The sequence below is a fragment of the Actinomyces sp. HMSC08A09 genome, assembly GCF_001807465.1.
Classification (GTDB): domain Bacteria; phylum Actinomycetota; class Actinomycetes; order Actinomycetales; family Actinomycetaceae; genus Actinomyces; species Actinomyces oris.
The window spans coordinates 56,975-80,570 of record NZ_KV789147.1 but is presented as its reverse complement, the minus strand read 5'-3'; the positions used below and the strand labels follow the sequence as shown (position 1 = coordinate 80,570).

Below are 23,596 nucleotides of genomic sequence, written 5' to 3'. Positions count from 1 at the left end.
CCAGGACGATCGAGCGCCGTCACGTTGCCTCACGATAAGGTGACGACGTAGGGTCCTTGAGTAGCGGACATCTCTATTCTGCCCAGGAAACCCATGCGGGTTTCTCCCTGTTTATTTCCTCCCGGAGGTTCTCATGGCTTTGCGCTTCAATCCACCGCCGAACTGGCCCGCGCCACCCGAGGGCTTCGAACCACCTGCAGGCTGGCAGCCCGACCCGGCCTGGGGACCGGCTCCAGAGGGCTGGCAGATCTGGGTCGACGACTCGGCCGCCTCCGCTGCTTCGGCCGCAGGTGCCGCCACCGAGGCCGACCCGGCGTGGGCTCCGACCCAGGCGGTGTCGACCGCCCCGACGGCGTCGTTGAGCACCGCCTCGCCGGTTGCCGACCCGACGGGCATGTCGGCCTCCGCCCCCTCCGGGGACTACGCCGGCGCTCCCGCAGCTGGGGGCAGCCCTTACGCGGCCAACATGGACTACGCCCAGTCACCCACGCCCTACCAGCCCCAGGGGGCTGCCGGAGGCATGCAGCCTCCCGCTGGCGGGTGGCAGCCCAACGCCGCCGCTCCGGCCGGCCCTGGCAACGGTTCCAAGCCGCTGACCCAGCAGTGGTGGTTCTGGACCGGTATCGCTGCAGTCGTCGTGGTCGCCCTGGTCATCGGAAGCATCTTCATGTTCAAGGGCGATTCCAGCGAGTCGGATGACAAGGCGGACAGCACGTCGACCTCGGAGCCGAAGAGCCAGAAGAAGGCTGACTCTGACTCCAAGAAGAAGGCCAGCGACTCTGACGAGACTGGCAGCTCGGATCAGAAGAAGACCACCAAGACCAGCAAGCCGGGCAGCAACGACCCAGGCTCCAGCGAGAAGAACCCCCTCGACCCGAAGGCCGGGCCGATCACGCTGCATGCCGGTAAGTACGACGACGACCCGAACGCCTCGGTTGACGTCACCATCGGCGATGTCGAGTGGAACGCCAATGAGTCGGTGAAGGCCGCCACGAGCCAGTACAGCTACAAGGAGCCTCCTGCCGGCAAGGTGTACATTCGCGTCCCCGTTGAGATCACCTACCACGGAGAGGGACAGTTCCAGGAGTTCAGGCTCCAAGTGGGGTTCACCCACGAGGGGAACACCTCGGAGGCCGAGCTGTCGATCGGCGGGCAGTCACTCTTCATCCGCCAGAGCATGCCTCGAGATGGAGGTAAGGCCAAGGGTGATTTCGTCTTCCTCGTTGACGAATCCGCTGCCAATGAGAAGAAGGGCGCCTTCGCGGTGAGCGCTTTCTCTCAGGTGGACAACAAGAATGAGGTCTACGTGGCGGCGAAGTAAACGCGCTACCCGCCTCTGACCGCGTGTCGGCTGTGGCCCGCCAGGATCATCCTGGCGGGCCACAGCCGTTTCAATAGGTTCTATGGGGCGGACGAGCCGACCTGTACGCCGGGTTCTGTTGCCGCCCGCCGTTGCCGGCCTGGGCGGTGGCGACCATTCATCTTGGACCACTGTTGCCAGCGGCCTCATGCGACCTACCCGCTGACTCGGGCGAGCAGCCTTCAAGCGCCAGCTGTGCGGTCTTGCTCCGGGCGGGGTTTACCGAGCCGCGACGGTCACCCGCCGCGCTGGTGGGCTCTTACCCCACCCTTTCACCCTTACCCACCGGATTCCGATGGGCGGTCTGCTCTCTGTGGCACTGTCCCGCGGGTCACCCCGGGTGGCCGTTAGCCACCGCCCTGCTCTGTGGAGCCCGGACGTTCCTCAGCCCGCCACCGTTATGAAGGCGGTGGCGGTACCGCGGCCGCCCGGTCGGCTCGTCCGCACGGGTCAGTCTAGCTCCGTGGGGCATCAGCACGGAGTCTCGCTCGCCGTCGGCCCCTGACCTGCTGGGAGCCGCCTATCATGTGCGGGTGCTGATCCTGCTGCCTCCCTCTGAGGGAAAGACCGCTCCTGCCAGTGGACCGTCGCTGGAACTTGACTCGCTCCTGGACGCGGACAGGCTCACTGCTGCGCGCCGCGAGGTGATGTCCGCGCTGGCTGAGGTGAGCCGGAGCGATGAGGCGGCCTCCGTCCTGGGACTAGGACCACGCAGCGCCGTGCAGGTATCAACGAACCTGACGCTGGAGACCTCACCCTGTGTCCCCGCCCATCAGCTGTTCACCGGGGTCCTGTACGAGGCCGCCCGGCTCGACTCGATCGCCGAGGAGGCGGCCGGCCGGGCTGCTCTGGAGCGCCACTGCGTCGTTCTCTCGGGACTGTGGGGCATCCTGTCCCCCACTGACCTGGTGCCCGACCACCGCCTGTCGATGGGCACGTCCCTGCCTGGACCGGGGCGCCTGCCGGCGTTCTGGAAGCAGCACCTGGCGCCGTCGCTCACTGAGATGGCTGCACAGGGACTGGTGGTGGACTGCCGGTCGGCGGACTATGCGGCCGCGTGGAAGCCGGCTGCACGTGACGGTATCGAAGTCGTCACCGTGCGCGTGGTGCGCACCGCCGCCGACGGTTCGCGCAAGGTGGTCTCCCACATGGCCAAGCACGCTCGCGGACTGCTCACCGGAGAGCTCCTGAGGGCCGTCGCCGCCGGATCCGTGCCTGAGCACGTCCACGTGGACGACATCGCAGCCATCGCCGGGCGTCTGGAGGGCATCGACGACGTCGAGGTCGGCGAGCCGGACCGGCTGGGGCGTCGGGCTCTCACCCTGGTGACCCGCTGAAGTCGGTCGCGGCCGGCTTCAGATGGGCCGCGCCGTCAGATGTCCATGCGTACGACGATGACGTCGTTCTCCTCGGCGTGGATGACTTCCTCGGCCGGGGCGGCCACGATGCGGGCCAGCTCCTGGGGGCTGATCTCGACGGCGCCTCCCTCAACGGTGCGTCCTCTCAGGGCGACTGCACCGAGCCCGCCTGTGGAGCTGCGCACGGCCTCGTAGTCCGCCAGGAGGGACGCCTCGATGGTTCCGGCCAGGTCTGCCCGCTGGTTCTCCAGGGACTCGATCTCCTCATCGAGTCGGGCGAACTCGGCATCACGCTTGGCGGTGAGCTCCCGGCCGGCCGCACGGATCTCGGCCTCCTCCTGGCTGAGCCGCTCCGCCTCCTGCCGGGCGGAGTCGAGGGCCTCCATGGCCATGATCTGCGCCTCCTCCAAGGCTGACTGGCGTTGGCCGAGCTGGTCGATCTCCCCCTGGATGGCGGAGAGGTCGCGGGCCGCGCTGCTGCCGGAGTGGAGGCGCTCGCGCAGCACCTCGGCGCGGCGCGCCACCTGCCCGACCTCGTCCTCACTGCGGGTGGCCTGCTTCTTGGCCTCGTCGAGGGCGGCCTCGGCCTGGATGGCTGCGCGCTTGTTGGCTTTGAGGCGCTCGATGACGGCCTCGATGCGGGTGAGGACCGGAAGGTGCTTGCGCTCGTGACGCAGCCGTGCCAGGTGGGAGTCGAGGTCCTGGAGGTCGATGAGAAGGCGCTGCTGGGCGATGGGGGCGCTGGTCACGGCGTGTGCTCCTTCAGGTGCGTACAAGTTGTTGCTGCGAATCCTCTCATGCCCGGTCTGTTCCGGTCGGCAGGCGCAGCGCCCAGGGGTCCGTGACAATGCGGGAGACCTGGACGGCCAGGGAGGCTCCACGGGAGTGAGCGTCCTCTGTGAGCCTGCGCCCCAGGGGCTCCAGGCCGACCCACTCGGTAGCCCAGTGGGTTCCGCACAGGAGATAGGGGCGGCCGTCCTCCAGGTGCTCGGAGGCTGGGTGGTGGCGCAGGTCAGCGGTGAGGAACACGTCGGCTCCGGCCTGCCGGGCCCGTTGCAGGAGAGAGTCGCCCGCCCCACCTGAGACGGCGATGCGTTCGACGACGGCGTTCAGGTCCCCGCCCACGAGGAGGCCGGGGGCGGAGTCGGGCAGGGCTGAGGCAACGTCCTCAGCGAACCGGCGCAGGGTGACGGGCTGGGGTAACGTGCCGATCCGTCCGATGCCCTGATCCGGGGAGGCGGGGTCGGACTCGAGGGGGACGGTGGAGACGAGACCGACGCGCTCGGCCAGGGCGTCGGCCACTCCCCCGTGGGCGGCGTCGAGGCTGGTGTGGGCGTTGAGGAGCGCGATGCCGGCGCGGATGAGGCGGTGGACGGTGCGTCCCTTGGGGTCGGTGGCCGCGACGTGGTCGGTACCGCGCAGGTAGAGGGGGTGGTGGGTGATGACCATGTCGACTCCGGCGTCGATGGCCTCGTCGACGACGGCTGTCACCGGGTCGACGGCCAGCAGGATGCTGCGCACGGGCTCAGCGGGGTCGCCGCAGATGAGCCCGTTGGAGTCCCAGGAGGCGGCCAGGCCGGGAGGAGCGGCGGCCTCCACGAGGGCGACGACGTCACGGACGGTCAGGTGGCCTTCCGACGTGATGCGTGCTGGCCCGTGTCCGGCCTCAGGGGATGCGGGTGCAGGAGTGTGACTCATGCGACCAGGCTAGCGGCATGCGGGGCAGTTCCTGAGATGTCAGGGGCGACGGAGCGTGGCACCTGCGTGCGGGCGTACCTGACGGAACACAGTGGGGAAAACGACCGATGCGGCCGCCGTCTGGGGTAACCTACTTCCGCGCTGCTGGCCCCCTCCGGTGCCGGCAGCGTCGGCCCCCTCGACGCCGTCGATGTCGTGGCCGCGCCCCCATAGCTCAGCGGTTAGAGCAGCGAGCTTATACCTCGTATCGTGCCTGATAAGCACAAGGTCCTGGGTTCGAATCCCAGTGGGGGTACCACGATAGCCTTACCCAAACCTAGGTCATGAGTAACACGGTCTGGGTTGGTTGATGAAGATGCGAAGCGCTCACCACCACTGGTGAGCGCTTCGTCGTTGCAGACGGTGTTGGTGATGGGGCAGTCCAGTTGGTTGTCCCGGTTTTCTCGCGGGTTGTCTTGCAACAAGGTCGCACGGTGTTGCCGTGCGACCTTGTGCATCAGGCGGCTGGTCAGCCAGGTGAAAGGCAGCCGGAGCTCGGCTGCCAGGCTGGCGTCGCTACTTGCGTCGGACAGCAGGCGCGGTGCTGCGGTGTGCTGCAATGGCCCGTCGTCGCTCTCCCCTATCGGGCAGTCGCCAGCTGCTGCATCGGTCGCGTTCCTGCCTCCGTCATCATTCGTTCCATCTTCCGGCAGGATGACTCGGCCCTCCTCATCCACCGCTGGGTTGACCAGCACCCGCTGGAAGAACACCTGGTTGAGCAGCTTCTTCAGGTGGGCAGGTGCTGCCGTGTAAAGGCGGTGGCAGTCTTCGAGGAGGTCAAGGGCCTGGGCAAGGCGCTGCCGCACCTCGGTTATGTCGGCTTGGTAGGCGGTCAGCTGGCGCTCAATATGGTCGAGCTCGCTCGTGAGCTGGGTCTGTTCCTCCTTGAGCAACTCCAGGGGGACGGCACCTTCGTAGTGGGCGTGCATCAGGCGGCGGCGCTTGTCTTCGATGTTCGTCCGCCTGGTCGTCAGGGAGCGGATTGTCCGATCTTTGTCACGCTCAAGGCGCTGTAGCTCCTCCCGGACGTACTGCTCTACTAGCTGGCGATCCTGGCTGCTGAGTTGGATGGTTTGGTAGAGGTCGTTCATCCGCTCTTCGACGACGTCGATCAGGACGGCGCGGAAGGAGCAGTCGTGGGTTCGCTGCCGCTTGGCACAGATGAAGTAGGGGTAGAGGTCGCCTTTGCTGTTGCGCGTGTTCTGCACCAGCAGGCGCGCACCACACAGGCCGCAGTACACCGTCGTCTTGAGATGGTGGTTGTGTTGGCGTTCCCGCTCCCCGAAGCGATGGGAGTCCAGCACGGCCTGCACCTGGCTCCAGGTCTCTTCATCCACCAGCGGCTCATGCGCCCCGGCGTACTCCACCCCTTGGAAGGAAATGACACCCTTGTAGTAGGGGTGGCGCAGCATGCGATGCAACTGGGCACCCGTCACCGCTTTGGCCGGCTTGCGGGCTGTCGGCACGGTCGTCAGCCCACGATCGTGCAGGTGCGCAGCGAGCCTTTTGGTCGTCCACTGCCCCGTCGCATACTCGGTAAAGGCCAGCCGGATGAGTGGTGCGCGCTCCTCATCGAGGGCGATGGTGCGGACTTCTCGCCCGTTCTCATCCCTGGCACGGACGTTGAGGTAGCCGAGCGGTGCCTTCCCCAGCGTCCCACCGTTCCGCGCCTTCTCGCCCATCCCCTTGATGACCTCATTGGCGAGATTCCGGCTGTAGAACTCAGCGATAGAGCTCATGATGCCGTGCAGGAGCATGCCACCTGGCGTCTGGTCGATGTTCTCGCTGGTTGACACCAGACGTACCCCTGCCTCCTCAAACGCCCGGTTGATCTCCACATCGTCCGCTCGGTTTCTCGCTAGTCGGTCGAGCTTGTGGACGATGACGTAGTCGATCCCACCGTCTTCTTTGAGGTAGGCCAGCATCTTCTGTAGCTCAGGGCGGTTGGCAGACCTGGCGGACTCGCCGCGGTCGGCGAACTCCTTGACGACCAGTGCACCCATCGACTGGGCCTTGCGCTTATTCGCCTCCCGCTGAGCCGGCAGGGAGAAGCCTTCCTCCGACCCACCTCGCTGAGCCTGCTCACGGGTAGAGACGCGGATGTATGAGACGGCGCGCTTGGGAGTGAGCTGGGCGGCCATGGCAGTGAAGGGATCGGGGGCGAGTGCGTCAGGCATGGTGCACCTCCTTGGTGGCTTCGGTGGGTTCACTGGCGTTGCCGGTTCGACCGGCCTGGTTGACCTGGCTGTCCGCGCCGGCTTCGCCAGGCTGGCTGTGTTCACTGGTCTGCTCGCGCTGCTGGCGTTCTTGTTCTCTCAGCTCATCGAGCTGGCGCATCCATGCGCCTTCTTCGTCGTTCCACCAGGCGGGTGGGGTGCCGTCGCCGGGCTGCCAGTTGTTGAGGCAGACCAGGTGGGTGCCGCTGGCTGCGAGCTGCTCGACGACCGCGTCTGCTTCGGTGGTGGTGAGGTTGGGGGTGGGCCAGCCTGCCGTGATGACGTACTCCACTCCACCGCGCTGACAGGCATCGAGCAGCATGCCCAGGCCGTGCTGGCGCTGCTGTCGGTCGTGGAACTCGGTGACCAGGTTGAGGCCGGTCGTTTCGGCATAGTCCTCCACCAGCTCCCGCTGGCGCGCTAGCTCGAAGGGGTAGCGGGCCGCGCCGTAGAAGATGGCGATCGCCCCGGTACCCGCCTGGCCGTCCAGCGCGGTGGTGGGTACGGTGGAGAGCACAGCCAGGTGCTTCTCCTGTGCGTTCGTTGTTGTCTGCGTTGTCATCTGCATCCTCCTCTCGTCATATGTATTGCTATTTCACTCGTTTATGTTTCTCCTCTTTCTATTGACGCTCAGATGGACGGAAAAGTCCAGTCGGATTTCCTGTATCTCTAACATTCCCGCCCAACACTCCCCTAGTCGCCAGCTTGCCCCGCCATTCCGCCGCTTTCAGCACGGTTCGCCAACTTCGTCGCTGGTAAGTTCTCCTTGCTGAGAATGAGGCAGACTGAGAAATGGCCAAGCAGATAGCGTCGTCGCTTTCGACGTCCTATGGGCCGCGCTGGATCAGGGCAGCGAGCTGCTCGGGGGCGGCGGTGATCTTGAACAGCCCAGGGGTCAGCGTCTGGTCGGCGGCGATCTGCTCGGCCAGGCGGCCGGCCCGTGCCTGGTTGGTCAGCAGCCAGACCACCTGCGGGTAGTAGCCGTGCTGGGCCTGGAAGGTGCCGCTGGCCAGGTGGGCCTGGTAGTCGTGGCACTTGGCCAGCAGCCGCGCTGGATGCTCGGTGTCTAGGTCGACCTCGAGGAGCCAGTGATCCTCAGCGCCTGTATCCGTCGCCGTAATCGCTTCCAGATCCGGCTTGAGCCAGCCCAGCGCCCCACCGAGCCGCAGCCAGGAGCGCCAGCAGGCCGGCTCGGTACGCAGCCGGGCCAGGCGTCCACCGACGGCGTGGATGGCCTGCTCGATGACGACCCGCGCCTGCGTGATCGCCAGCGTATGGGACAGGAACAGTGACGACGGCTCCTGAAAACGCCGCCGCGATCCACGCCCTTGCCCCTCGCTCGTCAGGCGCTGCCCCGCTGCAGTCAGGTACCAGACGTACCCCGCTGAGCCGGCCCGCGTACCACCGATCCGCCGCTCCAGGTGAGCAACCAGCCCCAGCCCGTGCTGGCGTCGCAGCCGCCGACTGGTCTGGCGCAGCGCCGAACGGGCCGAACCGTACTGCCCAGACAACTCAGTGATCTGCGCCAGCTGGCGGGTTGTGGCATAGCGATGAGCCGCCAGTAAGGCCAGCAGCGCCCGATCGGTGGCATCGAGCCGCTCGGCGATCGCCTGCAGCTGGGCGCGGCCAATCCGAGCCGGAACCTGGCGCTGAGACTTCGCTGCCTCTGTCGTCGCTGCTCCCTTCATCGTCGTTGGTGTCGTCGCGGACGTCGGCACTGCCAAACCGGTGCCTGTCCCAACGCTCGCGTATTCCGATATCGCTGTGTTCATGGCTGTTTCCTCCTTCGTGATCGTCATGTGGTTGATCGAGTCGCTGCTGCGAGCCAGGGGCTGTGAGGCTGGGGCCGTTGTCAGTGGTAGGTGGGATGGCCACACGGGGCCATCAGTCGCCTCCCGCAACCGCGCCTGTGCCGCACCACGACGCCGATAGCCCAACCTGCTCGCTGCAGCGATGCGTCTGGCAATTCGTCCCCCGACGCGTCTCGGCGAGCCAGTGGTGGAGACAAGCGCAGGGGCCAGATAGGGGCGATACTTCGCAGCGAACTTCGTAGCCCCAGTGGTGGTCTGACGCGCCGCGGAGAACACGCTCAATCCCTCCGCCTGTCATGCTGTTCCTCCGTTCCGCCTATCTGGCCGGCGGCCGAACACCACACCAGCCGTCGAGCCAGGTACGCCGTTCGCTGGCCCGCCGTCTCCGCCCGTGGCTGCTCCCCCGAGCTCACTCGCCGCGTCGTCCGTTGCTACCTGAGTCGCGTCATCACCGGTCATCTCGCCGTTCTGCCCGAGCCGCGCGAGCAGGGCGGCCTCGACCTGCGCGGCGTCTTGGCCGTAGCGCGCCTGGCTGGCGGCGCGCAGTGCCAGGGCATCCTGCACCGGTGGGGTCGGTGGCAGGGTAGTGGCTTGGCACCAGGGGTTCTCCCGCCCGTGGTGCATGGTGCGGGCGTAGACGCCAAAGCGCGGCAGCAGCTGGAAGTCGGCCGTCTCCAGGTCAATCGCCTGACGGGCCAGCTCGGCCGCGTCCGCCGCGCTCAGGGAGAAGATGATCTTGTTGCGCGCATTGGCATCGATCCCCGCCTTGAGCGCCGCGGGCAGCTGCCCGCGGTACTGATGCGCCAGGTGGAAGGCTGCGCCCAGTGACCGGGCCTGGGCCAGGGCGTCGGCCAGGCTGCCCGGCAGCGACAGGTAGTCCTGCACCTCATCAATGAAGACACTGACCACATGCCGCCGCGATGGCTCCACCGCTGCCCGGGCCAGGATGAGTGGCCAGAGCTGGCCCACCAGCAGCGACCCAAGTAGCCGGGCTGACTCCGCTCCCAGTACTCCCTTGTTGAGGCTGACCAGCACAATGCGCCGCCGGGTGAACACCTCCCCCAGGTCCACCGACGGCGCGGCCTGCCCCAGCGTGGCTCGCAGGTGCGGACGGATCAGGAACGGCTGCAGCCGCGTCAGCACCGGCCCAACCCACTGCTGACGCTGCGCCTCACTGAGCGCCTCATAGGCCGCCCAGAACTGCCCCGTCCCCAGCGGATCCGCCCCCGAGGCCGCAATGAGCCGCTGACGGTAAGCCGCGTTCGTCAGCAAGAGGGGTAGATCGACCAACGTCGCCCCCGGCGTGCGCGCGAGCGTCACCAGCGCCGCAGAGAGCACCTGCTCCACCCGCACACCCCACGACTCAGCGAACACCCCCTTCAACGTCGCCAGCACCGTATCCGCTACTAGCTCCGGCGACGCACCACCCCCCACCACGCCACCGCCTGATGACAACGCGCCGCTGCGCGCCGTCTGCGCCCGGGCCAGTGGATTGATCCCCACCGGGCGACTACTGGTCGGGTCGATCACCACCACGTCACCCCGTCGCTGCTCAGGAATCCGCGCCAGAATGTCCGCCACCAGATCCGTCTTCGGATCAATCAGCAGCACACCCCGACCAGCGTGAATGTCCGCCAACGCCAGATGCGCCAAGGCGGTGGACTTACCAGCCCCCGTCGGCCCCAGCAGCACCGTGTGGTAGAGCGCATCACCAATCGAGATACCAAGGCGCTCACCCGCCTGATCCGCCACCCCTGTGGCAAACGCCCGCTGCGTCTCACGCGCCTGAGGCAGCGCCAGCACCCGCGGATGAGCCGACGGCGTCGCCGGCAAGGGCAGCTCACCCACCGGCCAGCCCGCCATCGCCACAATCTCTCCTGCACCAAGCTCCAGCCCCGCCCGCCACGGCCGCCGCACCCCATCCAACTTAGCCGGGTGCTCCGTACGGGCGCGCAGCCGCACCCCCGGCCCCTCCAGCAGGCGCAGCGCCCCCAGCAGCCCCTGCAGCAGCACCCGCTGGCGCAGCGGTGAGGCTGCCCGCACCCCCAAGCGCAAACTCGCCGCCGCCCGATGCCGCCCCACCTGCGCCCGCATCCGCCGACCCCGCTCACCACTAAGAGATGGGATCGGTACCAGGCCGAGCAGCTCCAGCCAGCCCTGCGGCTCCACCCGCCCGAGAGCCTGCGGTGAGAAGCGCCGCCCCAGCTGCAGCTGAACCACCAGCTCCTCACCCTCAGCCGTCACCGCCAAGGCCGCCAGAACGGCCCGCACCACCGCGCTGAGCCGCTCCGCCGCCAGTCCCACCCCGACCGGGCGGGCCGACACCACCACCGCCTGATCCACCGCCCGCCGTGAAAACCCACGCGGCACCCGGCAGCCCGGCACCAACTCACGCACCACCGAGACCAACCGCTCACCAGCCTGTGAGCCCAGTGCCCAGGTGGCTTGCCCACCCGAGGCCCGCAGCTCCAGCACCACCCGACCAAGCGAGCTATCTGCCAGAATGCGCTCCACCAGACTCACCGCGGTGTCCTGGGCGAGCGGCAGAGCAAAGCGGAGTTGGCGCCAGACCAGGGGCTGAGTGGGGCGGGCCATCACGGGGCACCTCCCGGCGTGGACGAGACAGCGGTAGCCTCGTCGGACGAGTAGGAACTGGAGCAGCCAGCCGTGGCAGATTCATGAGTCGAGTGATGAGCGCCCTCATGACGCTGGTGAGCACATCGACCTGCCAAGCCACCACCAGGCGATGCCGACACAGGCTCGTTTGCAGCGCAGCGCCCCACCGAGGGGCCACGCTCACTACTCGTGCAGACCCCCACACCTGAGGACACCACCTCGTCATCCGCCGCCGACTCCCCAGCCTCATCCGTCGCCATCTGCCGCGCCAGTGCCAGCACGATCCGCGCCACTGCCCGGTGGTCCATGCCGCTTTGCCGCACCGGCACTAGCCGCACCCGCCGCGACGAGCCAGGCCGGCCACCGGCATGCGGGGCCATCATGGCTGCCTCCTTGGAGAGTGAGGCCGCCGACCAGTCCGTCGCCGGTCATCGCTGGCAGGCTGAGTGCAGTGGTGGCTAGCGCTGGGCTCTCTCACCACTCCCGTCGGCTGCGCCACCAGCGCACTGCCAGCCAGGCGGCGGCGCTCACGGCGAGCAGCCCGACGAGCCAGGGCCAGCTGCTTTGCACGATGACGACGATCCACCTCAGCCCCATCGCGATCAGGAGCAGACCGACGCCGCATCGCAGCAGGCTGCCGGGCAAAGAACGCCTCGAATCGCTCATCATCACCATCTCCTCGAAGACTGCGAATTGAGTACTTGTCATGCCACGGCCGACTCATCGCGTTACCTCCTTGCCGTTACCACCGCTGCCGTTGCCAGCGGACTGGTCGGTCTGCGGCATCGCTTCTGCCTTCTCAACGCGTTCGCTGTACCGCGGCACGGCAAAGCCGGGGATGCGGATGTCGCTCGCTACTTGGTCTCCCCACACTGCCCAGGGCTGGTTCGACTCTGGCCTACGGCGGGCGAACAGCTCCAGGTACGGCCCAGGGCTGACCCGCTCGATAATGGCGAACTGCTCAGCCGGCTTACGCGAGTGCTCCTGTACTGGCGCGTTGAACCAGGTCGGCTGGGAGCGCGAACCCAAGGGTGCCTTCCCCCGGGTGCAGAACAGCAGCTGCTCGGTGGCATTACGTAGCTGGTAGCGGCCACCCAGACCAAGGCGGAACTTCACCCAGGTCAGCGGGCTGCGCACCGTAAAGCCCCAGGCCTCAGCCACCTCATACGCTGTAGGTAGCAAGGCATTGGTCGTCCACAGCCACAGGTGGGCATCACGGGCCGCCAACGACCCCACCGGCAAAGCCTTGATCCGCGCCAGACTCATCGTCCGGTAGTGCTTCTCACCGCCCTGAAGGGGCCAGGGCGGATCGGCCAGGATGGTGGCAAAGCCACCAGGCGGCAGGCCAGGGATGGCAGGTGATGAGCCAGCGCTGGTCGCCGTCACACCACCGTTCTGACTTGCCACTGCGCCAGCCTGCCTGGCCGCCGCACTGCACCGTGGTGCCGCTCCCCCAGCGCACGCTCGTCCTGTGTGTTTCGTCTGCTGCATAGTGTCCCTCCTTTTTTGTTCATACGTGCTATTTGCTCCGGGCGAGCCCGCTACCAGCTATTTCGCGCATCGGCAGCAAGTTGCCCTTATCCCATACATTCCACGAACACTCGCATGTTGCAAGGCTTCTCAATTCAGATTGCGAAGCGACGCGACACGTGCCATTCTTGAGCCGTTTCTGTGGTGTCACCCCAGGAAACAAAATGGACACACGCGCCACTTAGTGGCCACGAAAGTCGGTGCTGTAGTTTTTGCAACAAGGGAGCGAAAGAACGCAGCATGTGGGTGAGGAATGGAGCCGATTGCTCACGACTGCCGCTCGTCCGACCGGCCCGGTCGCTGCTGCGTGCACTGCCTGGGACGTGGGCGCGGCGGGCGACGCGAGGGCGCGTGAGCCGGCCAGGTGGGTCGGGCCGCAGCCTCTGCCGTGCCGTTGCTGTCACCACTGTCCGTCACGCTAGAACTCGCCTCAGACGACGCACTGCCACCCTTGCTGGCCTCACCCGACCCTGCAGCAGTTGGCGCCGCACCACTCCCGCCATTGCTGGCGTTATGCCCTCCACCGGCAGCCTCAGCCGCTGCCTCCCGCACTGCCTGCTCGTTGTCCTGCAGCACCTGGGTCATGGCTGCCTGCATGGCTCGGCCTGCCTCTTGGCGCTGCAGGCTCAGCTCACTGCCCAAGGCCAGGGCGGCCGCCCAGGACGAGCTGGCCGGGACGCCTGGTCCAACTGCTCTGGCCGCCTGGTGTGCAGAACGCCAGCTGACTGCAACCTCACCGGCCAGCTGACCGGCTTGGTAGCTGCTCGGCAGCGCGGCAGACAGCGACAGCGGCGGCTCACCGACGGGCAGCGGCTGACTCGCTCCGCTGGGTGGTGCCTCCCGCCACTGGGCCAGTCCGTCGCGCACCCCGTGGGCGAATGCCCAGCCGATTGCGCCCACCACCGCCAGACCAATGAGGGCCAGGATCCCGATTATTACCGTCATGATGAAACCTCCGAAGATGAGAAGAGAATTGAGAGAAGAAGAGAAGTACGTGAGAAGACGGAACGAAGGTGAAAGGCAGAGTGCTCACTGCCGAGCTGACGACGTTCCGGTGCTGGCCCCGCCGCCTACAGCTGCCCGATCCGCTGCCCAGCGCCCAGGGCGTATCCCGTGATGATCGCTTCGTAGAACTGAGCGCCGCCGGGGGCGATGCGGGTCTGGGCCTCGGCCTGAGTCACCAGCGTGGCGATGTTGGTCAGGACCTGGGAGGTCAGGAAGGCCCGGGCCTGCTCGGCCTGGGCCGCTACTTCTGCCTGGGCGGCGACCTGCTCGATCTCCCGCCTGGTCACCCGGGCCTGACCATTGCCCAGCACCACCCCCATCCGGGTGCGCTGGGGCGAGAAGAGACTGAGATTGGTAGAAGCCATGAGGAGTCCTTTCAAGGAGAGAGGAAGGAAGAGAGAAAGACGGCCAGCCGGGCTGGTCATCTCGCGTTGACGGCCTGTGCTGCCGCTCTTGATGGAGCAGGCCGTACCACCCGCCACTTGCCGCGCCAGGCCGGCGTTTTCTGCCGGTCTTGCCCCGAGCTCGTGGCGTTGGTTAGAACGGTAGGCAGACCGCGCCGCAGTGCTGTCAAAGTTGGAAGAAAGTTGGAAAAGCGGGCTCACTCAGGCGTCCACCACTGGCACACACAAGCAGCACTGCTGCCCCGCTGCAGTCGGCAGGCCAGCAGCTGCGGCAAGGAGCCAGTCGGCCAAGCCAGGCACAGACACCTCGCCTCTGGTGTTCGGCCCCCGCTATATCTCCTGGTTTGTTCCGACCGCTCGGTCTAGGCTGGTTTGCGGCCCGGCCCCAGCTCACACCGTGCGGTTGTCGCGCCTGGCGGGCGCTTCACCGCTCAGCCCACTGCCGCTCACGCCTTGCTTCTACTTCCCCAGGAGGCTTGCTCATGTCCCGTGCTCGTCTCGATGCCGATGATGCTGCTTCTTTGCTGCGTGAGCTGGCGTGGCTGCGCAAGCGCGGTGGGTTTACGGCGGCGCGGCTGGTGCACGCCCCGATTGTCGATGAGGTGCTGCGGGGCAGCTTGGAGGACTCCTTTGAGCGGCTACGCCATCGCTTTGTCTCGGCCATTCACAGCCTGAGTGAGAGCGGGAGTGAGAAGGACGAGCCGCTAGTGGGTGTGCTGCTGGCGGCCTTCGCGCTCAGCCCTGAGACGGCCGGGAGTGGGAGCCTGCTGGAGCGGCGACGGGCGATGGCGAGCCGCTTGGGGTGCAGCATGGAGACGATCGCCTCGCGGGAGGAAGCTGGCCTGCGTCTGCTGCACAGCCGTCTGGTGGCTGGGCGCTACGCCCAGGCACCGCTGGTGCTGGATGTGCCGGAGATGCACGGTGGGATTGTCTATGAGGAGACCACCACGCTCATCGTGGTCGAGCACCGTCAGTGGCGCGGCACGGTGGAGCACTACCGGCTGGCCAACATGGCCGGCGAGCTGGACTTCGTCACCATCTCGCGCTCCTACCCCGCCCACGTCACGGCGCAGCCGGGCGGGGAGTTCAGCGTCAACAGCCGTGCTGTCGAAGGGGCTGGGTGGAATGACCACTTCTGGCACATCGACCCGGCCACCGGCAGGCGCACGCCGATGCACGACGCGACGCGCTACGACCTCGCCTTCCGGGCTGAGCCTCTGCCGGGCGAGGAGCCCACCACGCCGATCTCACTGGCCAGCCGGGCCTTCCACGCCCGCTCACTGCTGGCCACCATCCAGGTGCGCTTCATCGGGGAGGTGCCAGCCAGCATCTGGCAGTTCACCGGGGCGAGCCCCTTCGCCCGCCCCCAAGCCGCCAACCAGTACAACCGCACCCACCTGGACGCGCAGCAGCGCGCCACCCTCACCCAGCGCGACGTCCATGGCGGGTTGTTCGGTGGGTTTGGGTGGGAGTGGTGAGGAGCGATGTGCCCAAAAGTGAGGCCTCGCCGTTGGAGGGTTGTACTAACTGCCGGTTGGTCAACTCTGGTAATCGTCAATGGTGATACGCGCTACCAGGTTGCTAGCGTCAACATCGCCTGATCCACGCTCCTTTCCCCGACGGTTCGTGAGGACGCAGAGATGACACAGCCACCTGCCAACGGTGGCGGCTCGGTTGCCGGAGTCGCCCCGCATAATCCCAATCCCATCGCCCAGCAAGCACCCGCCCGCGAGGTGCCACGAGTCGGCACCGTTGCCCTGATCGATGACCACGATGTCATCGCCCTGGGTGTGACGACCATGCTGGCGATGACCGCCAGCCTTCACTTTCGCGGCGGGTATCCCAGTGTTGCCCAGCTGCTGGAGGAGACGGCTGCGACGAAGGATCGCTTGCCCGATGTGGTACTGCTCGACCTGCGCCTACCGGACAACTCCGACCCCTCACACAACGCCCGTACCCTGCGCAAGCGAGGTGCGGCGGTGATCGCTTACACCAGCGGGGATGACCCCTACCTAATCCGGCGTGCCTGTGAGGGCGGCGTCCTGGGTGTCGTCCGCAAGTCTGAGACGCCGGATGTTTTGATCAGCACAATCTGGGCGGCGCTGCGTGGTGAGCTGACGCCATCACTGGACTGGGCAAGTGCTCTGGATGCAGACAGCGCATTCGTCACTTCTGCTCTGACGCCCAGCGAGCAGGAGGTGCTCTCGCTCTACGCCACCGGCGCGGAGGCGAGCTTCGTCGCCCGTCAGCTCAGCCTGTCGATCCACACCGTCAATACCTACGTCTCGCGCATACGCCGCAAGTTCATGGACGCTGGCGTCCCCGCTGGTAGCCGCGTCGACCTGCTGGTACGGGCCCAGGCCGAAGGACTCGTTCCCACACTGGATCTCCAGGACGCGTTCTGAGCACTATGGCAGCCTCCGCCGCTCCGTTCGCCGCCGACACCGGCTCGACCAGTGCTTCCCAGCAGAAGCGAACCGGCGTGGTCAACCGGATGCTGCTCGATGGCACCAACCAGGACGCGTATCAGATCATCCTGATTATGGGTGCCAGCCTGTTTGGGATGCTCTTCGAGCTCATTCATCAAAAGCCATCACTCTTTCAGCAAGTTGTCGAAGCACCGACCTGGTATCGCTGGGCAGCTGGATACCCGTATCTCTTTGGCCTGCTGATCCCGCCAGCACTGTGCCCACTGGCGGCATTCACTATTTCGCGCCAGCATAAGTCCCGCGCGTCGGCTGCTGCCGTTGGGGCACGACTGGGGGCATGGGTTTATCTTACGCTTCATGGCTGGGTATGTGCCGCCATACTGACGCTGCACAATCTCGATCCCGATCAGCCACATCTGGCATCAGGCATCCACCCGCTGCCGGCCTTTGGGATGGTGATTGCCGCGGCACTGCTTGCAGCGGTGGCGAGCTGGCGGACGGCGGTGATTGGCCTGGCGGTGCTGTTCTTGCTCGAGTTCATCGTCCGTCTCTATGCCGGAAGCGAAGGGTTGCTCGAAGCGCTGACCCGAGCCGGTTACAGCACGACCTTCGCGGGCTGCTACTGCCTGCCGATCAACTGGCTGATCGGATGCGCCAGGCATATTGACACTGAGAGCCAACGCAACAGCCACGAGGAAGACCTCGCCACGCGGCTGAGCGCCCAACTGGCCGGCAGCCGCCATGCCCGCAACCTCGTCCACGATCATGTCCTGGCCGCGCTCGTTTCGTCCTTTCCGGAACGCGGGATGCCGGCAAAGCGACTCCGCGCCGCCGCAGCCGATGCACTCAAACTCCTCAAGCAGCCAACACACAGCGACGACCACCACACCACCACCGAGCTCGTCGACCAACTGCGCTCATGGTGCCAGCAGCACACGCACCCACAGGTTGCGTACCAGTTCGCTTCTGCTGCCGATCCTGGGCAGGTAACTGAGGCAGAGCTCAGCCTGTCTGAGGACGAGTTCGTTGAGGTTCTTGCCGCGAGCCTAGAGGCACTGCGAAACGTCGCAGCGCACAGCAGCGGCGGCGAGCCGCAGCGCCACGTCCACTGCACGGTATCCACCCAGCAGTCCGCTAGCACCCTCACCGTCACGATCACCGACGACGGCGTCGGCTTCGACACCAGCCGCTTGAGCCCGCTGCGCCTCGGGCTACGCCAATCAATCATTGGACGGATGCGCCACTTACCAGGCGGGCACGCCAGCGTGTCGTCGGAAATCGGGCGTGGTACCACCGTCCGGCTCCGGCTCAGGAAAGCCACTCCCAAGGCTCACACCGCAGACGCTCTCCCACTGACCGGTGACGGCTTGTCAGCCACGGTACACGGCCACTGGGGCCGCATCGGGCTCGGCTGCATCGTCCTCACCGCCTGGGCCCACGTCATGCGCAGCAGCGGCACACCCGCCCATGTGTTGGTTTCCATCCCCAGCGCCGTCGGCGTCACATGCTCCTTTCTTGCCTTGGCCTGGCCGCCACGGGGCCTAGCGCGAGCACTTCAGCGCTGGTGCATACTCTCCACCTCAGCACTGAGCACAATTCCGTTCCTCACCTGGGGCCCCCTCACACCAACGCTCGAGCTGGCGTCATGGCCCCAAGGGTATAGCGCCATCTTCACCGTGCTCCTGCTTCATCAGCGACGATTGAAACTGGCCTTAGTCAACCTCGGAGTCGTGGGAGCTGCCCATCTTTTGCCCGTCGTCGTGATCGGTGCACCAGCAGCCCCATTCGTTCGCTCGTTCGGATTTCAGTGCATGAACATCCTGACGGTCGCCACCGTGATTGCTCTAGTGCGCTCAATCGAGCCACGCATCACCGCAATGCAGCGCCAAGCCCACCAGGCACAGGTGCTCCGCACCGCCCGACAAGCCCGCCTCGAGGCAGAAACCACCCTACTGACCGACGTCAGCCGGCGGTCACGCCCCGTGCTTGAGCAACTGCGTTCACTCACCGATGCCCCAAGCGACGCCTTGGTGCAACTAGCCCGGCGAGTCGAAGCCGAACTGCGCGATCTCATCCGCGTGCCGCGCCTGGCGAGCCAGCCTGCTCTCGTCGCTGCCGTTCGGCAGGCGCGCGATCGAGGCGTCGACGTCATCCAGCTCGACGACTCCCACCAGGACTCAGACCTAGCCACAGCACCACCACCGCTTCCCACCACACTGGTCGACACCGCCACCCACATACTGCGCCACGCGAAAAACGGCGAGTCAGTCGTCCTTCGCCTCTGCCCGCAGCACTCGCCATACGCTGCCACCATCCAATCTCACAGCGCAGCGGGGGCGATCGCACTGGAGCGGATTCGGCGCGCGAGTTGACGTTGGCATCGGCGATTGAGGCACCCAGACAGTCCTCGTGCCCCAGCAGAGGCATCCAGCACCGCTCAGCCACGACTCACCAGTCGACGCACACGCTGTAGGCGCTCTCGAGTTCTCAGCAGCCAGCAAACACGCACGTAGTGCCCACATACATGCATGACTCATGCCGTTGCGAGCAGATCGATAAAGATAACGAATCAAAATTACGAGACCACACTGCGCCAGCCCTCCCGCCGTTTGTCTAACAACTTGCAGTTGGCAGGACACCCAGCCTGGGACTTCCACACAGATTACGCCAGCTGGCTCTCATGTATCCCACAAACCACTTTAATCCCCCACCGCAAACCACTGTCTCAGTACTCAGACTGGTCGATTACGCCACGGTCTCACTAATCTCGGTTTCGCCAAGCGAATGCGAGCCAGGACAGCACCAGCGCCTGCGCGCAACGATGCGTCTACCACTCGTTTTGCTTTCCTCTCCGAATCCCGAATCGTTGAGTTAGGAACCCCCAAGATGGCATATGAGCAGACTGCCGCTGTGGTCGACTACTACCAGGAACTAAACCTGGACAAGGACGATGCCACCCCTGATATTCAGGTGCAATTGAATAAAATCCGCATGCAGTGGCGGCAACGCGCGTCGCTGAACGGTAGCCGCGGCGAAGAGGCGAGAGCAAAGCTCAAGATGATTGAGAACGCCTCGAACGTGTTCTCAAACGAAGACTCGCGCGATGCATACGACCGATCCCTGCGAGCACTGCCTGAAGTGGCTGAGCAGGATATCGACTGGATCGGCCGCGCCTGGACGTACTACTTCGCTGACGACCCCGGAGCAGCCAGCATTGCCGCACGCAAGGCACGAAACGAGCATGGTGACGACCCCAACGCCCATGTGATCTCTGCATGGATCGAGCTAGCGGAGGAAAACTGGCGAGAAGCAAAACACTATGCAGACGAGGCCTATGTTCTTGATGAGCTCGGTGAAGACACCGTGGATGTCTACCGAGTACGCGGCGTCACATTCTACTTCACAAAGAGGTACGAAAAAGGTATTGAGTGCTTCCAGCGTGCGCTAACCAAGGCGCCGCGCGAAATGATTCCCGATATCGCATTTCGCATGGCAGCGTGCTACGTCGAGATGAAGCAATACACGAGGGCAATAGATATCTGCGTTGAGGGCCTCAAGGCTGACCCAGATATGGATTCTGCCACACTCCTCGCCGTCAGCCAGAACTGCTGCGAAGCGATTGAGAAACACTGCTATGACATGAACGAGCTCGAGAAGTCGAAGAACTGGTTCCGCAACATGCGAGACAAGTTCACCAGTCTTGGCCTACCGCAGCACCTCACGAAACGCATCATCACGTTCATCGATCTCTACATCAAGCGCATCGAGCTACTGCAGGTTCCACCCGCCGACCCGAACCGGGTCCCGGATTTCCCACTCAAGGCAGTTGGAATCGCCGTTCTTGGCCTCATCGCATTCATCTCATACCCCCACATCGTGACATTGCTATTCTTTGCGGCGCCAACCGCTTGGGTCGTATTCTTCTTTGTCCGCCACGCCGAGTACAAACGCATGAAGGAGGCCTACGATCAATCCGTCGTCGAGCACGAAAAAGTGAGCGCCGCCCTACAGGCCATGACAGAAGAATCATGACACGTGTGAGCACCGCATTATTTCGGCGATTGGATCAACGATGCAAAGTCAGGTAGCCGACACGATTTCTCTCGGCAATGACATCCTGGGCTTCATCGGGCGGAGCAACATATGGGTCGAGGATTCCTTGGCGAATCGTGACTCGGTGCGGTTCACCCAGTTCCTGATGGCCAAAGCGCTCGAGGAGACAGCGCCAGGGCAGCTAGAGGTGCTGGTCTTCGATGATGCGCTCAAGGGTATGGCAGCACCGTTCCAGGAGGTCAACAGTGGCGGGGAGAAGATCCTGCACCACATCAACGACACGCAGGAGCTCACCGAGACCATCCACCACCTGCACGAGCACATTCAGGCCGTCCTCAACGTCATCCAGGGGCGCACGGAGAGCCTGCTGGACTTCCGCCAACAGCTCTCACCCAAGGTGGAGGGCTTCAAGCTGGTCGTCCTGTCCACCGACTATGAGCTGCTTAGCGACGAGATCAAGGACAAGCTGACCGTCCTGTTCAAGGCCGGCCCCGCCGCTGGCGTCACCTTCCTCATCCACTCCATGACGTTGGGGGTCAACGAGCTTGTTCTTGGCCTGAGCCAGCAGTGCCAGGTCGACGGAAGCACGGTTCTTGACGAACGCAGTGGCGTGCGGGGCCGCTTCGATCCGCTGAGTGCCGACGAGCTGATCGCGGTCAGTCGCCGGGTGGCGTCCGCCGTCGCGTCGGCGCAGGTGGAGCCAGTGGCCTTTAGTGAGGTGCAGCCGTTGGATGCACCGTGGTCGCAGTCCAGCCGGGATGGCATCAGCTTCGCGGTGGGTACCTATGGGATGTCCACTATCGAGGTCACCCTCGGCGACGAGCTCAACCAGCGCCACAATGCCCTGATCACCGGCGCGGTCGGGCAGGGCAAGTCCAACCTCATCTCGGTGGTGGTGCACTCCCTGTGCCAGCGCTACTCCCCCAGCGAGGTCGAGTTCTACATGCTCGACTTCAAGGAGGGTGTCACTCTCCAGGCCTTCGCCCCAGACCCGAGCACCGGTTCATTTCTGCCGCACGCCCGCGTGCTGGGGCTGGACGCGGACAGGGAGTACGGCGTCAACGTCCTGCGGCATCTTTTCGCCATCTACCGCCGGCGCATGGCCACCTTCAAGGCCGCTGGTGTGCAGAACATCCGCCAGTACCGCCTGGCTGATCCCGAGGCCGTCATGCCCCGCATCGTGGTGGTCATCGACGAGTTCCAGATGCTCTTCGGCGAGGACGACGACACCGCCGAGAGCGCGGTCGACCTGCTGGTTAAGGGTGCCCGGCTGTTCCGCGCCTGCGGCATCCACTTCATCCTGGCCTCCCAGACGATCAGCAGCGGCTACCTCCTGGGTGGCACCGCAGGCGAAGGGCTCTTCGGCCAGGTGCCGGTGCGCATCGCTCTGAAGAACTCCTTGGCAGAGTCGCACGCCACGCTGGGGTTCAAGAACGACGCTGCCAGCCACCTACGCTCAAGAGAGGCCATCGTCAACCTCGACTACGGCGAGCTGTCCTCCAACCGCAAGACCACCATCGCCTACGCCGACGACGCCATCCTGGCCAAGCTGCGCACCGCCTGGTGGCAGCAGGCCCGAGACACCGTCGCCCCACCAGAGGTCTTCGAAGGCGAACGCCGCCTCAGCCTGCGCGACGACGCACGCGTCTTGCCATCGCTCCACACCGGCCAGGCGATGCTCGGCAGACGCATCAGCGTCGGTGCCGCCCCGCTCACGGTCGACTTCACGACTGACGTCGGCCGCAACCTTGCCCTGCTCGGCACCGGCCCAGGCCACGCCGTCCTGCTCAACACCGCGCTCTCCCTCCTGCACAGCACGCCCGCTGCCGAGCTCATTCTGCTCGACCTGATCGGCGACTGGCACCTACCGGCCCGCGACGCCGTGCGCGCCGTCTTCGAGCAGCAGCTCACCAAGATCGGCGGCACCTACCGCGTTGTCAACAAGCACCAGGCCGACACCCTCGTCGATGAACTGGCCGAGCAGGTCGCTGACCGCGCCGACGACGCCAGTGCCCCGCCGGTCTATGTCATCGGGTTTGGCCTGGAGCGCTGGCGTGCCAGCTCCGAAGAACGAGAGGAAGCCGTCCAGGAGCTGTTCAAGACTGCGCCCGTCAGCCACATCCACTTCCTGCTCTGGTGGAAAAAGCAGACGTCGTTCGAGAATTGCGTCGGCTACAACGGCAGCACCTACTTCGACATCAAAGCGGCCATGCAGCTCGACGCCTCGTCAGCCGTCGACTTCTTCGACGACGCCCTGCTGCGCTGGCGCGGTGCCGACAATCGCATGCTCGTCTGGGACGCAGCCGAGATGAGCAGGCCGCAGCTCGTCATCCCCTACGCCCAGCTCCCACACCCATCACTCCAGAACGAAGGCACACCATGACCTCACTTGCCCAAGTCAAAGCCGCCATCAACGCCGTCATCAGCCAGATAAACGAGCAGAACGGCCTCATCAACGACTTCAAATCCACCAACCGCGACAACATGACCCTCGTCACCAGCACCCTCCAAGGCGGCCAAGCCGGCCACGAGCAAGCCATGCTCGCCGCCCTCCGCCGCGCCGACGACAGCCTCAACAAAGCCCAGCAGGCCCTCCGCCAAGCAGAGCAGTCCGCCAAGAAAGTCACCAACATCTAACGACCCTGCGCACCACACTAATCTCAATCGCGCCACTTCCAGGAAGGAACAGCTCCATGGCTCAAGACAATGCCGGCGACGACCTCAACGCTGTCATCACCGCCGCCCGCCAGATCGGCTCCAGCGCCGCACAACTCAGCCAACGCACCAGCGCAGCCTCCACCACCCTCGGCAAAAAGGGTCAGAAGCTCGCCGCCGTCTCACACCCATCCAAGAGCGGCGCCGCAGCCGCCAGAGCCGTCACCACCGCCCAACGCAGCCTCCAAGACAGCAGCGCCGCACTTGCAGAGCTCGGCAGGGCTGTCGAACAGTTTATACAGGCAGCACAACAGTAGAAAAGGACACAGAATGTCGGTACAGACGACAGTTCCTAAAGGAGTCGTAAAGGAAGTTAACACACTCCTCGGTTCTGCCTGCATTCAGTTCGGTAAATCACTCAA

18 protein-coding genes, 1 tRNA gene, 1 other RNA gene and 1 pseudogene are annotated in these 23,596 nt (G+C 65.4%); 11 read left to right on the top strand and 10 right to left on the bottom strand.

Annotated elements, in window-relative coordinates; genetic code table 11:
• Window positions 1-133: 133 nt before the first annotated feature.
• Window positions 134-1,321: a hypothetical protein gene (locus HMPREF3165_RS10675; RefSeq protein ID WP_070513336.1), complete on the top strand. Its 1,188-nt coding sequence runs from the start codon at window positions 134-136 to the stop codon at window positions 1,319-1,321.
• 88 nt (window positions 1,322-1,409) lie between these two features.
• On the opposite strand, the gene rnpB is transcribed toward HMPREF3165_RS10675, so the two are convergent.
• Window positions 1,410-1,800, bottom strand: an RNA gene (rnpB, locus tag HMPREF3165_RS10670) — RNase P RNA component class A.
• Window positions 1,801-1,887: 87 nt separating this feature from the next.
• Here rnpB and HMPREF3165_RS10665 point away from each other — a divergent pair.
• Complete coding sequence (locus HMPREF3165_RS10665; RefSeq protein ID WP_070513361.1) at window positions 1,888-2,697, top strand: YaaA family protein; 810 nt, start codon at window positions 1,888-1,890, stop codon at window positions 2,695-2,697.
• A 35-nt stretch (window positions 2,698-2,732) separates the two neighbouring features.
• Here the strand turns inward: HMPREF3165_RS10665 and HMPREF3165_RS10660 are convergent, their stop codons facing one another.
• Entirely contained in the window at window positions 2,733-3,467 is a 735-nt protein-coding gene (locus HMPREF3165_RS10660; RefSeq protein WP_070513334.1) for a zinc ribbon domain-containing protein, read from the bottom strand.
• Between the two features lie 46 nt (window positions 3,468-3,513).
• Complete coding sequence (locus HMPREF3165_RS10655; protein WP_070513331.1) at window positions 3,514-4,416, bottom strand: Nif3-like dinuclear metal center hexameric protein; 903 nt, start codon at window positions 4,414-4,416, stop codon at window positions 3,514-3,516.
• Window positions 4,417-4,619: 203 nt separating this feature from the next.
• On the opposite strand from HMPREF3165_RS10655, the gene HMPREF3165_RS10650 reads away from it, so the two are divergent.
• Both HMPREF3165_RS10650 and HMPREF3165_RS13935 read left to right on the top strand, forming a co-directional pair.
• Window positions 4,620-4,714 (top strand) — tRNA-Ile (locus HMPREF3165_RS10650).
• A 292-nt stretch (window positions 4,715-5,006) separates the two neighbouring features.
• Window positions 5,007-5,471, top strand: a complete 465-nt coding sequence (locus HMPREF3165_RS13935; RefSeq protein ID WP_256275280.1) for a hypothetical protein — start codon at window positions 5,007-5,009, stop codon at window positions 5,469-5,471.
• Between the two features lie 138 nt (window positions 5,472-5,609).
• Here the strand turns inward: HMPREF3165_RS13935 and HMPREF3165_RS13930 are convergent.
• The 7 genes and pseudogenes from HMPREF3165_RS13930 to HMPREF3165_RS10615 all read right to left on the bottom strand — a co-directional run.
• A pseudogene (locus HMPREF3165_RS13930) lies at window positions 5,610-6,596 on the bottom strand (recombinase family protein); the annotation flags it as partial.
• A 28-nt stretch (window positions 6,597-6,624) separates the two neighbouring features.
• Window positions 6,625-7,233 (bottom strand): recombinase family protein, encoded by a 609-nt coding sequence (locus tag HMPREF3165_RS10640; RefSeq protein ID WP_256275279.1) that lies wholly within the window; start codon window positions 7,231-7,233, stop codon window positions 6,625-6,627.
• Between the two features lie 265 nt (window positions 7,234-7,498).
• Entirely contained in the window at window positions 7,499-8,359 is an 861-nt protein-coding gene (locus HMPREF3165_RS10635; RefSeq protein WP_256275278.1) for a replication-relaxation family protein, read from the bottom strand.
• A 417-nt stretch (window positions 8,360-8,776) separates the two neighbouring features.
• The gene (locus HMPREF3165_RS10630; protein ID WP_176747050.1) at window positions 8,777-11,077 is read right to left on the bottom strand and encodes a type IV secretory system conjugative DNA transfer family protein; all 2,301 of its coding nucleotides are present in this window, start codon (window positions 11,075-11,077) and stop codon (window positions 8,777-8,779) included.
• A gap of 495 nt (window positions 11,078-11,572) precedes the next feature.
• Window positions 11,573-11,806, bottom strand: a complete 234-nt coding sequence (locus tag HMPREF3165_RS10625) for a hypothetical protein (RefSeq protein ID WP_070513325.1) — start codon at window positions 11,804-11,806, stop codon at window positions 11,573-11,575.
• A gap of 12 nt (window positions 11,807-11,818) precedes the next feature.
• On the bottom strand, window positions 11,819-12,505 hold the full coding sequence (locus HMPREF3165_RS10620; RefSeq protein ID WP_256275277.1) for an MT-A70 family methyltransferase: 687 nt from the start codon (window positions 12,503-12,505) through the stop codon (window positions 11,819-11,821).
• Between the two features lie 1,193 nt (window positions 12,506-13,698).
• Window positions 13,699-13,998 (bottom strand): hypothetical protein, encoded by a 300-nt coding sequence (locus HMPREF3165_RS10615; protein WP_009233120.1) that lies wholly within the window; start codon window positions 13,996-13,998, stop codon window positions 13,699-13,701.
• Window positions 13,999-14,519: 521 nt separating this feature from the next.
• Between HMPREF3165_RS10615 and HMPREF3165_RS10610 the strand changes: the two genes are divergently transcribed.
• The 7 genes from HMPREF3165_RS10610 (at window position 14,520) to HMPREF3165_RS10580 (ending at window position 23,491) form a co-directional block, all read left to right on the top strand.
• Window positions 14,520-15,515, top strand: a complete 996-nt coding sequence (locus HMPREF3165_RS10610) for a hypothetical protein (RefSeq protein WP_070513319.1) — start codon at window positions 14,520-14,522, stop codon at window positions 15,513-15,515.
• Window positions 15,516-15,677: 162 nt separating this feature from the next.
• Window positions 15,678-16,442: a LuxR C-terminal-related transcriptional regulator gene (locus HMPREF3165_RS10605; protein ID WP_070513316.1), complete on the top strand. Its 765-nt coding sequence runs from the start codon at window positions 15,678-15,680 to the stop codon at window positions 16,440-16,442.
• A gap of 5 nt (window positions 16,443-16,447) precedes the next feature.
• The gene (locus tag HMPREF3165_RS10600; protein WP_070513314.1) at window positions 16,448-18,838 is read left to right on the top strand and encodes an ATP-binding protein; all 2,391 of its coding nucleotides are present in this window, start codon (window positions 16,448-16,450) and stop codon (window positions 18,836-18,838) included.
• A 514-nt stretch (window positions 18,839-19,352) separates the two neighbouring features.
• Window positions 19,353-20,498, top strand: a complete 1,146-nt coding sequence (locus HMPREF3165_RS10595) for a tetratricopeptide repeat protein (RefSeq protein WP_070513311.1) — start codon at window positions 19,353-19,355, stop codon at window positions 20,496-20,498.
• A 166-nt stretch (window positions 20,499-20,664) separates the two neighbouring features.
• The gene (locus HMPREF3165_RS10590; RefSeq protein ID WP_256275276.1) at window positions 20,665-22,902 is read left to right on the top strand and encodes an FtsK/SpoIIIE domain-containing protein; all 2,238 of its coding nucleotides are present in this window, start codon (window positions 20,665-20,667) and stop codon (window positions 22,900-22,902) included.
• Window positions 22,899-23,156: a hypothetical protein gene (locus tag HMPREF3165_RS10585; RefSeq protein WP_010615377.1), complete on the top strand. Its 258-nt coding sequence runs from the start codon at window positions 22,899-22,901 to the stop codon at window positions 23,154-23,156. The genes HMPREF3165_RS10590 and HMPREF3165_RS10585 overlap by 4 nt, the downstream gene beginning before the upstream one ends.
• Before the next feature lie 56 nt (window positions 23,157-23,212).
• Window positions 23,213-23,491 (top strand): hypothetical protein, encoded by a 279-nt coding sequence (locus tag HMPREF3165_RS10580; RefSeq protein WP_070513305.1) that lies wholly within the window; start codon window positions 23,213-23,215, stop codon window positions 23,489-23,491.
• The last annotated feature ends 105 nt before the right edge of the window (window positions 23,492-23,596 follow it).